A 15,682-nucleotide genomic window follows, 5' to 3' on the forward strand; every position below is an offset into this window, starting at 1 on the left:
CTAAGGATTAGATCTCTGTCTATGGGTTTATTTTTAGCATTTATAAATAATCGGTTAGGGATAGATCAATGAATAATCATAATAATGGTACACAAAAACTTGGTGAGGGACTCAGCAATCGCCAAATCATGATGATCAGCATTGGTGGTGTAATCGGTGCTGGACTATTTATCGGATCATCAGCAGCAATCGCAAAAGCAGGGCCAGCTGTCATTATTTCCTATGCATTAACCAGTTTACTGGTATTTCTGGTTATGCGAATGTTAGGTGAAATGGCGGTATTGCAGCCTGATACAGGTTCATTTTCTACATACGCTACTCGTGCAATTGGTCCTTGGGCAGGGTTTACCATTGGCTGGTTATATTGGTGGTTCTGGGTCTTGGTCATTCCTGTTGAAGCCATTGCAGGGGCAGAAATTTTGCATACATGGTTCCCCAGTGTACCTGGCTGGTTTTATGCATTTGCACTGGTTGTATTATTGACGATTTCAAATTTATTCAATGTCAAAAGCTTCGGTGAGTTCGAGTTTTGGTTTTCACTGATTAAAGTCATTGCGATTATTATCTTTATCGTGATTGCTTCACTGGCAGTATTTGGTTTCTGGCCATTAGCCAATGTCAGTGGTGTGGGGAATTTATTTTCTCACGGTGGGTTTATGCCAAATGGATTGGGTGGTGTATTAGGTGGTATCCTCATTACAGCATTTTCATTTTTTGGTGTTGAAATCTTATCTATCGCAGCAGCAGAAGCAAAAAATCCTCAGGAAAAAATCCGTAAAGCGACCAATATGGTGATTTATAGAATTGTCTTATTTTACGTACTTTCTATTTTCCTTGCTGTTTCGCTGGTGAACTGGAATTCCACGGGTTTTAAGGAAATGGGAACTTTTCAGTATGTACTGATGACATTGAATGTACCTTATACAAAGCTGATTATGGATGCAGTGGTTTTTGTTGCTGTTGCCAGTTGTCTTAATGCGGCATTGTATACATCTTCACGTATGTTATTTTCTCTGGGAACACGACAAGATGCACCTCAGGCAGTCACACGAATCAGTAAATCCAGCGTACCACAAGTGGCTGTTGTTGGTTCAAGTATTGTGGGCATCGGAGGGTGTATCGCCAATTATCTGTATCCAGGGCAAGTTTTAACTTTTTTACTTTCAACGACAGGTGCAATTGCTTTGCTGGTCTATCTGGTCATTGCAGTATCACAATTACGATTACGTAAAGATTTGGAGAAACAAGGAGTAAAAATTGATTTTAAAATGTGGTGTTTCCCGTGGTTAACATGGATTGTTATTTTTATCATTCTTGCTGTGCTCGGTTATATGTTTATATCTCCCGATTATAGCTATGAAACCAGTTTATCTTTATCTGTCACTTTCATTGTATTATTTTTTAGTGTGGTTGTAAGCTATCGCAAAAAACATGCGATACGCCGTAGTCGAGTATATGAAAGATAAATTGAGACTTGGTTGGTTATTTTAATTTACTCTGATCTTAAAATATATTCTTAATATCGGCCACCTTAGATAATATGTGAACTAAGGTGGCTTTTATATTGATTAAAATCCTATTTAAATGATGTAGATAATTTAAATAAAACCATTATTTACAATTATGACAGTGAGTTTTAAGAACCAGTCAATTTAATTTGCATATTTATAAATTAGCTTATTTATATTGCATGTTTTGTGCAAAAGCAAAATAAAAACTAAAGGATAACAAGATGATCAGGGAACATAAAAAGCGACCAATACCAGATTTGGCGTTTATTCATCATTCAATTTTAGCGATTACAACTTGTGCTTGCATGACATTTTCAGCAATGACCTATGCTGCACCTGCAAATACACCAAAGCTTGATTTAACGCTCTCCGCGTATTCGACAAATAAAATCAAAAAATTATTGAATGATCCCAAGACTTGGCAGAAAATTCCGCAAAAAGTCACTTTATGTGTGTATTCACCCAATGGTCCTAACGGTGAAGCATTTGAGCAAGCGACAAGTTATATTAGTGAATTACCTCGTATTTCACAGGTTGCCAAAGACTTTGGGGTCAATATGAATGTGATCCGTCCATCTAAATCACAAATCAATATTGATATTGATTATCCAAAACTTAAGCAAAAGGCATCCACCCAGGTCAGTTTAAAAGTTTATACAGATGAACGGGTATTGACTGAGGATTTTAGAGCACAAAAGTGTGATGGAGCGGGTATCAGTAATATTCGTGCACGTCAGTTCAACTCCTTTGTAGGCAGTATAGATGCTATTGGTGCAGTACAAAACTACAAACAGCTTTCGTCGGTTATTCAGTTGCTGGCTCGTCCAGAATTTGACAATAAAATGGTCAATAAAGATTATGAGGTTGTTGGTGTTGTTCCCTTGGGTGCAGCTTATATCATGGTGACGGACAGACGCATTGATAGTCTGGCAAAGGCTGCTGGTAAAAAAGTTGCAGTGATGAATTTTGATGGAACGCAAAAAAAATTAGTGCAAAACGTTGGTGCACAACCTGTAACAGTTGATTTAACTTCTGTTGGCGGCAAGTTTAATAATAAAGAAATTGATGTTATGGCAGGTCCTGCATTGTTGTTCGATCCATTGGAACTACACAAGGGTATGCAGGACAAATCTGGAAATGTTGTCGGAGGAATCATTCGATTTCCAATTGTACAATTGACAGGGGTGTTGATTATGCACAGGGGGAAATTTCCTGTGGGTATGGGATCAGTCGCTCGTGAGATTATTTCCAAACAATTGTCACCAGCATTTCAGTTTGTAGATAAGCTTGAAAAACAAATTCCTGCAAAATATTGGATGGATATCCGCGAGGCAGATAAACCCGGATATATCCGAATTATGCGTGAAGCACGTATTCAAATGACCAAAGAAGGTTACTACAACCCCGAAATGATGAAAATTTTAAAGAAAATTCGCTGTGCGCAGAATCCAGGTAATTTTGAATGTTCTCTTGCTGATGAATGATCTAAATATTCTTTTCACTGGAAGCAGTCCTAGATTAATACCCCTCAATATTTAAATATTGAGGGGTATTTTTGATGGTGTAATAGCTTAAACCATCTATGCGATGGTGAACCGGAAATGGCGTTATTGTTATTTAACGAATATCTTCTAAACCATCTATGCGATGGTGAACCATGAAACATACATGTTGTTTACATCGATGAGCTTCTAAACCATCTATGCGATGGTGAACAAAATCCAGCAATCCCTGTTTCAGGTATTAACCTTCTAAACCATCTATGCGATGGTGAACGGTACGTTCCGCCAGCGCGACGAACTTCCACACTTCTAAACCATCTATGCGATGGTGAACAACGATGTACTTTTAGAATTTTAACAGCTTGACTTCTAAACCATCTATGCGATGGTGAACAATCTTGAAACCAACGCGCATCAGTACGGACACTTCTAAACCATCTATGCGATGGTGAACTCTGCCATTTGTGTATCAAACAGATTTTGAGACTTCTAAACCATCTATGCGATGGTGAACCACGTTAAACGTGACTGCGAAGTGATGTTCAACTTCTAAACCATCTATGCGATGGTGAACTATTTAAGAATAACTCCAGTAAAACTTATGTTCTTCTAAACCATCTATGCGATGGTGAACAGGTCTTACACATTCGAACAGATGATGTGTTACTTCTAAACCATCTATGCGATGGTGAACGCGACATGCGAGCTGTGAGAGTTTTGAATAACCTTCTAAACCATCTATGCGATGGTGAACTACCACTAATGCCGATGGTTCGTTGGATGTGACTTCTAAACCATCTATGCGATGGTGAACCAATAAATATCAGGCGCATTTCTTAGCAAATCCTTCTAAACCATCTATGCGATGGTGAACAACATGGTTTATTCCGGCGTTAAAATTCCCGACTTCTAAACCATCTATGCGATGGTGAACTTAGACGAAGCAGTTGTGAAGTCAGCCATAGCCTTCTAAACCATCTATGCGATGGTGAACACAGCTGAGGCAACGGCTAAGTTAAAGGAGCACTTCTAAACCATCTATGCGATGGTGAACACAGAGTACCTAGACCGCACAAAAGCTTCAAACTTCTAAACCATCTATGCGATGGTGAACGACCCCGTCACCGGTGAAGCGAACCGCCGACCCTTCTAAACCATCTATGCGATGGTGAACTGCAGCGCCCCGGATTGGGCGCTATCGGGTGACTTCTAAACCATCTATGCGATGGTGAACGCCCCTATTACAGGGGCATTGTTTTAGGAATACTTCTAAACCATCTATGCGATGGTGAACTAAATGTGATCTTGTTCACGGTTTTTCCCCAACTTCTAAACCATCTATGCGATGGTGAACTTCGCGATCTTTGCCACCGCTTCGACTAAATCCTTCTAAACCATCTATGCGATGGTGAACCTTTTGCTGAGCTCGGAGCAGCGTATTTGGTCCTTCTAAACCATCTATGCGATGGTGAACGCTCTAAATGCCCGACGCAAAAGAGGGCTTGACTTCTAAACCATCTATGCGATGGTGAACATTTGGTAGTGAAGTTGGGTTCATTCCAACAACTTCTAAACCATCTATGCGATGGTGAACAAAATAAAGATGATCAGAATGTAAAACTGACACTTCTAAACCATCTATGCGATGGTGAACTAGGGGCTTCATGCTAAATCAACCCAGAGGAACTTCTAAACCATCTATGCGATGGTGAACGATACAGGCACAAGGTTAAGCATGACGATGTGCTTCTAAACCATCTATGCGATGGTGAACTGGTACAGATGTATATAGATTCACATCAACAACTTCTAAACCATCTATGCGATGGTGAACCATGAATGTTTCCAAGATACGCGCCTAATGCTCTTCTAAACCATCTATGCGATGGTGAACAGTTTTTGCCATAAAAGGAACTGGACAGGCTGCTTCTAAACCATCTATGCGATGGTGAACAGTAAATAAGGCTGTAGATGACTGGGTATTGTCTTCTAAACCATCTATGCGATGGTGAACAATTCACACTAAAGATGATGTGTTTTTTGCTTCTTCTAAACCATCTATGCGATGGTGAACTTGAATATGGGGTCGACTTCAAAAGGGTAAGTCTTCTAAACCATCTATGCGATGGTGAACACATACCAAGTAAAGCTGGTTACACGCGAATGCTTCTAAACCATCTATGCGATGGTGAACATTGTCGAATGTAATTGGGCGGATCAGCGTGTCTTCTAAACCATCTATGCGATGGTGAACGTATCATCCACAGCACGAAACATCGTGAAATCCTTCTAAACCATCTATGCGATGGTGAACTCCCATTGGTCATCATGCTCATGTGACATGCTCTTCTAAACCATCTATGCGATGGTGAACGCCCTGATTCCAGCTGTTGTAGATCTGCACAACTTCTAAACCATCTATGCGATGGTGAACTGTCATATTCACCGGTAGCATTCATGCCCGCACTTCTAAACCATCTATGCGATGGTGAACTATTCTCAACGAGTTTCTGAAATCCTAGGCATCTTCTAAACCATCTATGCGATGGTGAACTTGCAAATGTCCTGCATTCCATTTTTGTTAGTCTTCTAAACCATCTATGCGATGGTGAACTTCTGCAATCAGTCCAATTCTCCCATGTTCCTCTTCTAAACCATCTATGCGATGGTGAACAGGTGGGTTTTTCAAAGATGAGCATACTTGGTCTTCTAAACCATCTATGCGATGGTGAACGTAGAGCAAGGATCATTTGCTTCATACAACAACTTCTAAACCATCTATGCGATGGTGAACATTTGGCCCAAACTTTTTAGAAATTTCTTTTACTTCTAAACCATCTATGCGATGGTGAACAAAAAGAAATGGCATGACTGACGAGCAATACACTTCTAAACCATCTATGCGATGGTGAACATTTTCAATCTCCTTTTCCTTCCCACATTTACCTTCTAAACCATCTATGCGATGGTGAACGTGTTGTTGATGCTTTAGAATCTGCAACGGTTCTTCTAAACCATCTATGCGATGGTGAACTGACAACTCAACTTTAAGACGATGCAAATTAGCTTCTAAACCATCTATGCGATGGTGAACAGCTGGGTTACTCAAAAGGAGCTTGTCCTAGTCTTCTAAACCATCTATGCGATGGTGAACAATAGCGCAACGATACCATATTACAATCAAGGCTTCTAAACCATCTATGCGATGGTGAACAACATGCTATTTATGATGCGCCATTTTGGTATCTTCTAAACCATCTATGCGATGGTGAACATAACACTCTCCCAAAATAAAGCCCCACGTATCTTCTAAACCATCTATGCGATGGTGAACTCCAAGGCATCAATACATTCAACCTTACCATTCTTCTAAACCATCTATGCGATGGTGAACAATTCTTTAAACCTGGTTTTATATTTCTTGATCTTCTAAACCATCTATGCGATGGTGAACAGACGAAAGCGATGCTAGAAAGGCAGCTTCGACTTCTAAACCATCTATGCGATGGTGAACTGGAGTATTTTATAAAAAATACTCCAGATAATAAACTGTTAAGCTATTAAAGAGTGAAAATACATCAAAAAACAAGTATTTTATAAATATTTGAATTATTTAATCTTATTACAAAGATCAGAAATGAAGCTAAACATATAGTCTAGTACATCCTGATCTTGACAGGTTTCTATCAACTGCATGCGAAACTCTTTTTGATTATGACCAAACTTGGCAGAAGCAAATGCTTGGGGCATAACAAAGGCATCTTTAACCAAATCAGCAATATCAAATACCAGTCCACCACGTCTGGTTTTACCGTGCAAAATTGGCAGAGCAAAACTGATCCCCATACCATTTAAAGTCACTGCAGCATATCCATAAGCGATATAGTTGCCATGATCTAGATAACTGTTTGCTGTATCAGCCATCGAATCATGTGAAGATTTACCTTCTTCTCGATTAAATTCAAAATCAAACCCTTGAGCCAATTGGCGATATAATGCCTTAGCCCAACGACCTTCGGCAGCCAAGAGTTCAGTTTGATTGTCAGCCTCATCAATATCTTTTTGAAAACGTTGCGATGCTATTTGATCTAGATAAATACCATGTTGAATAAGGGCAGGGTTTTTCTTCCAAATACTTTGCACAATCGCAATACGCTCAGACAATAATACCTTTGCCATAAGCAAACGAGCATCGTCATCTAGCCAGGCTTTCATCCAGGTTTGCATATATTCTGTTGGACGATACTCACTTTGTGGTGCTAAAAAGGTCAAATCAAGACTGGAAAATAAAGGAGAGCCACCAGACCCACAAAATCCGACCATGACATTGGATTCTGCTAGACGTCTGGCAGCTGCATCAGTGAGAGAGCTACCTTTCCCCAAAAGTAAAAAAGCAGTATTTTTTTCTGGAATATTAAAATAATGCTCAATAGGTTGCAGATTCTCCGTCAAATACACAATCCGATCATCTTTTAAAATGACACGAACCCGTTCCAGATAAAATACACAGGCACGTTTCGATAACATCAATGCCCGACTGCGTTGTTGACGAAGATCACTCATTTTTAAATCACCTCAAATACAGGCAGGGCAAAGGGCTGCGTTTTACGTGCCAGACCATAGCTATCTGGTAAACTATTTCCAGCGTCATTTGCATTGGAAACTTCTACATCTTTTATATCTACAGGAACTGTAAATACTTGACCTGTACTTTGACTTGATACTTTAAAATAAGGCAGTTTTCGAGCTTCCAGCAAACGTCGTTCATGCAGTGTTTTTTTGTTTGGGTTAGTTAACAGATTTCGTTCCATTTTGACAGTTGGAATACGGAAACGGTTATAACTTTTCCATCCGGTGATTTTGGCAGTCGGAACAGCTAAAGCTGCTGGGCTAAGTACGGCATAATCCTGAATTTTCCAGTGACCTTTTATATGATCAATCAATTGTTCCAGATCATCTTGCTTTTCTGAAAATATACGTAAGACATCATAATTTCCTGATGTTTTACGTCCATATTTTAGCTCATTTGCCTGCATCTTACGTTGCTGACGAGGAGATATTTCCAGAGCCAAGGCAAACCGTTCAGGCATTTGTCGAAATGCTGCATGCACGATGCTGTAAATCTGATTGCGCAGATGAGGCAGGGCAAGCTCTCCATCATCGGCACTATCCACGATTCGTATATCAATGTAAAAATTGGCCTGCATATTACTCTCCTTCAGAGTACACACCGCCACGAATCAAGCAGGCAAGTAAAAACATGCCACGTTCGCTATCTGGGTCAAGCGTCTGGATTTCTTTTAAAATATCAAATGCCGATACTTTTTCTTTACCAACACGGAAGAACAGTTGTGCATCCAGACTTGCACCGTTTGGTTCTACAGGGATTGGTTTGGAGTCATTTTCTACAAATGCGGGATACCAAGTGTCGATGGTGCGTAGCGCATTACCAATTTTTTGATCACGAATCGCGGCTTGTCCCAAGTACTGGTTATCATTAGACTGGCGTACAGGTGGTTTCGGGTCAATCTGATAAAGCGAGCGTGAGAAACCTTTCGGTTTATCTTCCAGATAGTTTTGTGATGGAAATACTTCTATTCCGCTTGCACCAAAGTCAACAATCGCTTCAATATGTAAATTGGCTCTGTTATCACCACACATCCCCCGCACGATGATGTCTGCAATTTTTTGTTCGTTTTCCGAGACATTTTCAAATGATTTTAAGCCGTACTCTAGTGCGTTAAACTCTAACGTATTTACATATTTTTTAGCTGAATTGCTATTGTCCTGATATTCGATTTCACTGACTTTGATGGTGATGTTTTCAGCAATGGTACGGTTGCGCCATAACCAGCGGGCATTGACAATATTCCGCACATAACGACGGGCGATTTCTTTTAAGCCTTCGCTATTTTTGGCTTTATCGGTAAATTCTTTAAAAGCTCTCCGGAAGTTTTGTTCATCTTCTTTATCTGCACCTGCTTTGGTCGCACAGGCAAATAAAATATGATCGAGATCAATAAAACGCAGATCCCATTTTACTAAAAGTTTTGCATTTGGTAGGAGTTTCGCTGATTCTGTCATTTGAATATTTGAAACTTCACGTGCTAGTGAGTTACCAGTAGCAGAGCCTTTTTCTTTATTTCCTGCCACGTTCTGTGTGCCACGGATTCCGTGATACATCACATGGAGTGGTTCAGATTCGCCATTTTCAAATAGATGATAAAACGCCCCATCACTGACAATCGTGCCACGTTGTAAAGAAAGGCTACCCGGTAATTTTTTAAAAATTTCTGTTTTTGACATGAGTGATTTCCTAAGTTTTAAAAATTAAATTAATTAGAGTTTTGTTGCAGTAAAAAAATATCTTGCTGTTGCCAGTGATAAGACCATTTCAGTTCATCCAGATTATTCCAGTGTAAAGGTCTCTCTGATGCATAATCATCAAGAACCTGATTCAAGGAAATATACTGAATCAAACCTGTTAAAGGTTCTGCGTAGGCATGTGCTGTTTGCTCTTGATCATCTGCATGACGAATCCCGGTACGATCAAATGTTTCAGGTTCAAGCAGGGCATAACCCATCGTGGTTGCAGATAGCCAGGCCAAACTTTCATCAGGTAAAAGTTCCAGCGCAGGCGGGGCGTCTTTTGCCGTAGGCCGATGGGCCAAAAGTTGAGTAAATGCTTGCAGACGATTGACCTGATAGGCTAGTTGATATTTTTCAAGCAGGTCATGACGATCTTGGACTAAAAAACCTGAACTGATGTGTTTTAAGGCTTCATCAGCCTCATTAAACTCTTTTAGCTGACCAAATTCGGTGATTTGTCCACCTGCAAACTTGCTACGTTTCAGGATTTGAACAAAAGTATCGAGATCGAAACGTTTTTCGTTAAACTCAATCACTAAACTGACCAGTAAATGGCAACTTGCGGTTGGTTGTAGTGAAAGGGCATATTTATTTTTGGATGAATAGTCATTCTTGCCAATAAAAACTGCACCGCGCCGTTGTGCAGGGGTAAAACGTCCATACGCCAAACCACCCAGGCGCTGCATATCATGGTGGATATAATAAAAGCCTTCTATATCTGCGTCGATCTGTCTTGCCAGATTATGACTAAACATTGCAGTTGCCATGAGCGGTGCACCACCCATGAGTAAACCGTTACTTTGGAAGTTGGCAGCTTGAACTTTTAAATAAGGGATAACTAAAAAACTCATTTTAAAAGCTCCAGGATACGACGTTTTAAAAAGCCTTTAGAATTTTCTTTGTCGATTAAGATGTCAATTTTCTGATCTGTTTGTGCTGCCCATTTCTTTTGGATTTCAACTTCTTTTTGCCAGTAGGCATGTTGAGTAATTTTCTTGGCAAGATGTTCGGCAAAGAGTTCTTTCCAGTCATCAAATTGCTGTAACTCTGGATTGATTAAACCTTGAGTTAGAATTTTGACATCAGGGTGGCTCCAAAAGGATTTTCTTTCGAGGACTTTCTGACTAGGAAGTTGATCTTTTATGCTTTTTAAAATCTCTAAAATTTCATCGCCTTGAGCAAGAATATTGGCAACGACCTTTTCAATTGTAGAAAATTCCTTTTCACGTTCTTTTAAATTAGAAAATGGCGCATAAATTCCCTGTTCATGTAAGTCGAGATTATGTGTCAGGCTCGATTGTCTTTCAAATTGGTATGCATAAATAGTCAATTCGACATACATGTCGCGGTTGATAAATGCATTTGAAAGTTTGTAGTCAAAGCCTTTATAAAAATATTGAAATGCCAAACGCGCTTGGTGATTTAAAGTCGGTGAACCCAAAACGATAGGTCGTTGCATAGAACGAACTAAACTACCGACGTTCTGGGGATTTGCTCCACCTATGCCAAAAACAGCAGTTTGAATATTTTTAAGTTTAGAATCTTTTCCTTCGTTTTTTCGTTGTTCTTTGAGTGTATCAACTTCAATATTAAGATAATGATTTACCCCGGCAGCACTGATCGGGCTAATGGAAATATAACCATCGTTTTTAGGAATCAGAAGTTGACGCATACGAACATCAATATGCTCTAAACCTGAGCTATAAAATTCAGAAAATGTATCTTTTAGTTTGGATTTTATATCTGCCACATTCCGCTTAAATTCATCGTCAGCTTCGCTTAGATCTTCGTCTAACTGAGCTGCTTTTATAACTTTAAAATAAGTTGCGGTTTTCCCAGCATTGGCTTGATAGTCTGTTGGAATCAGAAAATCATCTACTAACAATGTACGTGCAGAAATATAAGGCAAGTCTAGTTTTTGGTCTTTAGTTAAGCGAATACCTCCTTTTTCAATGTTTGAGTTTATGGTTTTCACACTAAAATGGACAGATTCAGCAAGAGCTTGCTGGTAGATGTCTTCATTTATCATTTTCGAAGTCACTTTTACCCCCTAATTGGTAAAAATCGTTATATTTAGGATTGGTAGTACTAATCCAATAAAATATGGGTGTTATAAAGCATTGGTATATTNATCTTTCTTTAACTTTGTAACACAAAAAAAGAAAAGTTAAAGATTAATATTTAGTCTATACGACACCAAATGTCGTATAGCTTGATCTAGGACGTTATTTACATTTTGATTTTGAGAATTGTTTTAACTTGCTGTATTGCCGATTCCAAATAACGGATACGAGCGATTAAATCGGGTATTGAAATTTCTTCTATTGATGAAGTATCAAATGTTGAATCATCACTGTTAGAAGTAGAAACTTCATCTTCAAAGAGATTGAGTTGTTGTGGTAGCATAGCTAGATTCCTTATTTATTGGCTTAGGTATGGAATAAAGGCAGATATTGAGCGACCAAACTTTATATCTGCCTTTTTTGTCTGTTATTTAGACTATATCTGATGTTATAAATGAGTCAAGAATAATTTAAAAGTTTTATCAAAATAAGATTGGAAGTATCGCGGCAATAAAAAAATAAGAATATATAAAATATATTCTTATTTAAGTGCTTCTAAACCATCTACACGATGGTAAACATATTTACTCATGATCAAAATGAGCTGCGAAGAATCGCTTTCTAAACCATCTTGATGATGGTGAACCTAAAAGGTCAATGAATATTACCATTATTTAAAACTAACTTTTATTTGTTTTGTTAATCATTGAACGTTTATTGCGCCACCTTTTTTTCATAAGCTTTACACATGTTATATAGATAACTACATTTATAACGTCAAATAATGTCGTTATGTTCTTCCAAATTTTCAAAAATATGCTAAATATAATAGCTATAAAAATTTTAGAATATTGATTATGCATGTAATTTTTATTTCTGCATGTGAAAAAAGAGCCATTAAAAAAACACGTGCTATTCTTGATAGCTATGCTATCCGTACAGGCCAAAGCTCATGGCAAGCTCCCATGACTATGGAAGGGCTTAAAGAAATTCGAACAGCTTTGAAACGGACAGCGACCCGCCAAACTGCAGTAGCCGCCTACGTGAATTACGGTATGCGCCGAATGAAACTGGTCTGGATCGTGGGTTCAAAAACTAAATTTGGGGCTGATGGTGCGTATCCAGTTGCTTCAACCCGAAAACAGCAAAAACAGTTACAAATACAGCCGTGGGTCAGAGTTGCAAGCTTACTCGCAGGTGCAGCAGGAGATGTACATGATATTGGCAAAGCATCCATCCATTTTCAAAACAAATTAAAAAGTTCTGAAATCATTAAAGATGAAGTTCGCCATGAATGGCTATCCATGAAACTTTTGCAAAATATGCGAAAAAATAACTGGCATTGGCAGGATGCATGGAACGGTATTGAAAATAATATTTCAGAATTGTCATTAGGTGATCGAACAAAGCTGGATAAACAATCCATCCTCAATGAACTCGAAGCCGTCGATTTTCTGGTGGTCAGTCATCATGGATTATTGGGAGCTTCAAACTTAAATCCAAACGCAAGTTTACATGTACGTACCCAGACATCTATTTCAAACCCACAGATTACCTGTGCTGGGGATATTGACCAGCGCATTTTTAAAAGTCATCAGGCACGTATGACTCGGGTGCAAAAGCTGATCATATCAGATACGGCCAAAAGCCAAACCTACTGGAAAGCATTAACGTTACACGCCAGAGCAGCACTCATTTTTGCTGATCATACGGTTTCAGCTCGAGAATACTCAAACCATACATCTGAAAATGTCGGTTTATTTGCCAATAGCAAACTTAAAAAACATGAAAATGGTGATTTAAAAAGATCACTAGATCAGCCTTTAGACTGGCATTTACAAAATGTAGGAGATCGTGCCAGTTATCTTGCTGTCAAAATGATGACGGATTTAAATCTCACCGGACTCAGTGAACAAAGCGTTGAATATATTTGTCAGCCTGCCAGAAATGAACGATTTAACTGGCAAAATAAAGTTGCCAATGCCCTGCAAAAACAGATGACAAAACATCCTGATATTCCGAGTTTAATTTTTAATATTGCAGGGACGGGCAGTGGTAAAACACGTATGAATCTGCGCGCTGCATGCATTTTACGTCCAAATGATCCACGCATTGCTATTGCTCTGAATTTACGTTCACTTACTTTACAAACAGGTGAAGCACTCAAATCATCCATGAATTTATCTGAAGATGAAATTGCGGTGATTATCGGAGATAAAGTTACCCAGCAGCTGTTTAATCAACGCAGTAAAAATGATGAAGGTATTGATGATGATGAAAATCTCGCTGAACCAATATTTGATTCAAAATGGGGTGAGGGCAATACATTGCCAGAGTGGCTGAATCCACTTTATCAGAAAACATCAAAAGGCAGGACAGGTTTAGACCGGCAGGCACAAACTGTTTTGGCATCGCCACTTTTAGTTTCTACCATTGATTATCTGATTGCGGCGGGTGAACCACACCGTCAGGGGCATCATGTCAAAGCTTTGTTGCGCCTAATGAGTAGTGATCTGATTTTGGATGAAATTGACGGTTATGAACCCAAATCTCTAATCGCAGTGCTACGGCTGGTACAACTGTCGGCAATGTATGGTCGCAATGTGATTTGTTCATCAGCAACACTGTCTGAAACGGTTGCCAAAACCATTTATCGTGCTTATGAGTCAGGCATTGAAATGCGTGAAGCATTAAATGCACAGCCAGAACAGAACAACTGTCAGAAATTCCTCGTGGCAATCACTGATAATGAACTCAACCCTAAAATATGGGTTCAGGATATCCAGCAACATGCTGATTTTGATAGGCAATATCAACAGCATTTAAATGATCTACAAACGGTTTTAACTGAAAAAGCCAGGACGCCTTACCGTATTGCAAAATTGGCAACGATTGAACATCCAAACGTAGACAATTGGAAAAAAACCATTCTTGAAAGTGTGCAGAGCCTACATACATCACATGGCTGGAATTTTAAAAATACGGATAAAAAGCTTTCCTTTGGCTTGGTTCGGGTTGCCAATATTAAACATGCGATCGCTTTAGCCAAATATCTCTCTGTGCATTTATCACATGCCAGAATTGCCTGTTACCATGCCAATGACTGGCTGATTTCTCGGTTTTATAAAGAACAGCGTCTGGACTTTTTACTCACCCGTCATCCCAATAAACAAAAGCGATTATCGGGCAATGAACATATCCTGCAAGATGAAGAAATTAACACGATTTTAAAAAATAGTGAGTCTGATGATGTGCCATTTATCGTGATTGCAACACCTGTTGAAGAGGTTGGACGAGATCATGATTTTGATTGGGCGGTGATTGATGCTTCAAGTATTCAATCTATTGTACAGACAGCAGGACGAGTAAATCGTCATCGTTTAAATCTGATTGATACACCAAATATTGTTATTCCGCAGTTTAATTATCGCTATTGTGAAAATAATGATCAGCCGAAAAAGCAGAAAAAGGCAGTATTTAAATGGCCGGGCTATGAAGCCTATGGCAGTTCAAGTAAAGAGCATATTTATAAAATTCAGGATATTGAAAAACTGATCCCATGGAATACACAGCATGAAGTCGTGATCAATGCCTGTCTTCGTTTCGATCAGAATAGCTGTAAATTTGCCGAATATGATGATGCCCAGATTCAGAAGTTCTGTGAGGATTATTTCTATCCGTCAAAGTTCCAATATTTTGCAAATTCCAAAGTCCCTGCATTTTTGTTAGCTGAAGAAATCTATGACGAAACAGCATTACGCGATATTCAAAAGCAGGAAGTTTATATCTTTGATGTGGAAGATGATGATTTAAAAATTAAACATACGGATTTACATCATGTACAGTTTGATCCAGAGACAGGAAAATATATTCCTTCAATAAAAACAGTGTCTTTTATTGTGGAAGAAGCACCTCAAAATGCATGGTTAGCGAACTCCCCTGCCGGGTTAGTGCAACTGTGTAGAGAGCAAAATATTCAGGTAGAAGAGGGGTGTAAAGTATCTTTAGCTGTTTATCCAAATCAGGTGCCAGAATGGATTTATCATTATGGTTTTGGGATATATAGTGAGTAAGTGAAAGTGATTTAAATTTATATGAAATAACTCAACCTGTTATAGATGAAAATTAGGAAATAATCATCAAATAGATAGCATTAGATGCTCTATAGTAATTTTTTTTAAGATAGGTTTTATAATATATTGATATTATTTTAATTCGGTTTTTCATTAATATTTTG

9 protein-coding genes and 1 CRISPR repeat array are annotated in these 15,682 nt (G+C 38.7%); of the genes, 3 read left to right on the forward strand and 6 right to left on the reverse strand.

The window, feature by feature from the left end:
• Positions 1–68: 68 nt before the first annotated feature.
• Positions 69–1,466 (forward strand): amino acid permease, encoded by a 1,398-nt coding sequence (locus KPC_RS01195; protein WP_121972632.1) that lies wholly within the window; start codon positions 69–71, stop codon positions 1,464–1,466.
• Positions 1,467–1,816: 350 nt separating this feature from the next.
• The gene (locus KPC_RS01200; protein ID WP_407641966.1) at positions 1,817–2,995 is read left to right on the forward strand and encodes a putative solute-binding protein; all 1,179 of its coding nucleotides are present in this window, start codon (positions 1,817–1,819) and stop codon (positions 2,993–2,995) included.
• 84 nt (positions 2,996–3,079) lie between these two features.
• Positions 3,080–6,527: a CRISPR direct-repeat array (repeat unit 28 nt; unit sequence CTTCTAAACCATCTATGCGATGGTGAAC).
• A 95-nt stretch (positions 6,528–6,622) separates the two neighbouring features.
• Here the strand turns inward: KPC_RS01200 and cas1f are convergent.
• From cas1f to KPC_RS20300, 6 genes are all read right to left on the reverse strand, one after another.
• The gene (cas1f, locus tag KPC_RS01205) at positions 6,623–7,576 is read right to left on the reverse strand and encodes a type I-F CRISPR-associated endonuclease Cas1f (RefSeq protein WP_121972634.1); all 954 of its coding nucleotides are present in this window, start codon (positions 7,574–7,576) and stop codon (positions 6,623–6,625) included.
• 2 nt (positions 7,577–7,578) lie between these two features.
• Complete coding sequence (locus KPC_RS01210) at positions 7,579–8,220, reverse strand: type I-F CRISPR-associated endoribonuclease Cas6/Csy4 (RefSeq protein WP_121972635.1); 642 nt, start codon at positions 8,218–8,220, stop codon at positions 7,579–7,581.
• Between the two features lies 1 nt (position 8,221).
• Positions 8,222–9,319: a type I-F CRISPR-associated protein Csy3 gene (gene csy3, locus KPC_RS01215; protein ID WP_121972636.1), complete on the reverse strand. Its 1,098-nt coding sequence runs from the start codon at positions 9,317–9,319 to the stop codon at positions 8,222–8,224.
• Positions 9,320–9,348: 29 nt separating this feature from the next.
• Positions 9,349–10,233, reverse strand: coding sequence for a type I-F CRISPR-associated protein Csy2 (gene csy2, locus KPC_RS01220; RefSeq protein WP_121972637.1), 885 nt, complete (start codon positions 10,231–10,233; stop codon positions 9,349–9,351).
• Positions 10,230–11,423: a type I-F CRISPR-associated protein Csy1 gene (locus KPC_RS01225; RefSeq protein ID WP_121972638.1), complete on the reverse strand. Its 1,194-nt coding sequence runs from the start codon at positions 11,421–11,423 to the stop codon at positions 10,230–10,232. The genes csy2 and KPC_RS01225 overlap by 4 nt, the downstream gene beginning before the upstream one ends.
• Positions 11,424–11,611: 188 nt before the next feature.
• Positions 11,612–11,788: a hypothetical protein gene (locus KPC_RS20300; protein WP_171334400.1), complete on the reverse strand. Its 177-nt coding sequence runs from the start codon at positions 11,786–11,788 to the stop codon at positions 11,612–11,614.
• 514 nt (positions 11,789–12,302) lie between these two features.
• On the opposite strand from KPC_RS20300, the gene cas3f reads away from it, so the two are divergent.
• Entirely contained in the window at positions 12,303–15,518 is a 3,216-nt protein-coding gene (cas3f, locus tag KPC_RS01230; RefSeq protein ID WP_121972639.1) for a type I-F CRISPR-associated helicase Cas3f, read from the forward strand.
• Positions 15,519–15,682 lie beyond the last annotated feature (164 nt).

It is taken from the genome of Acinetobacter stercoris, assembly GCF_900323515.1.
Classification (GTDB): Bacteria; Pseudomonadota; Gammaproteobacteria; order Pseudomonadales; family Moraxellaceae; genus Acinetobacter; species Acinetobacter stercoris.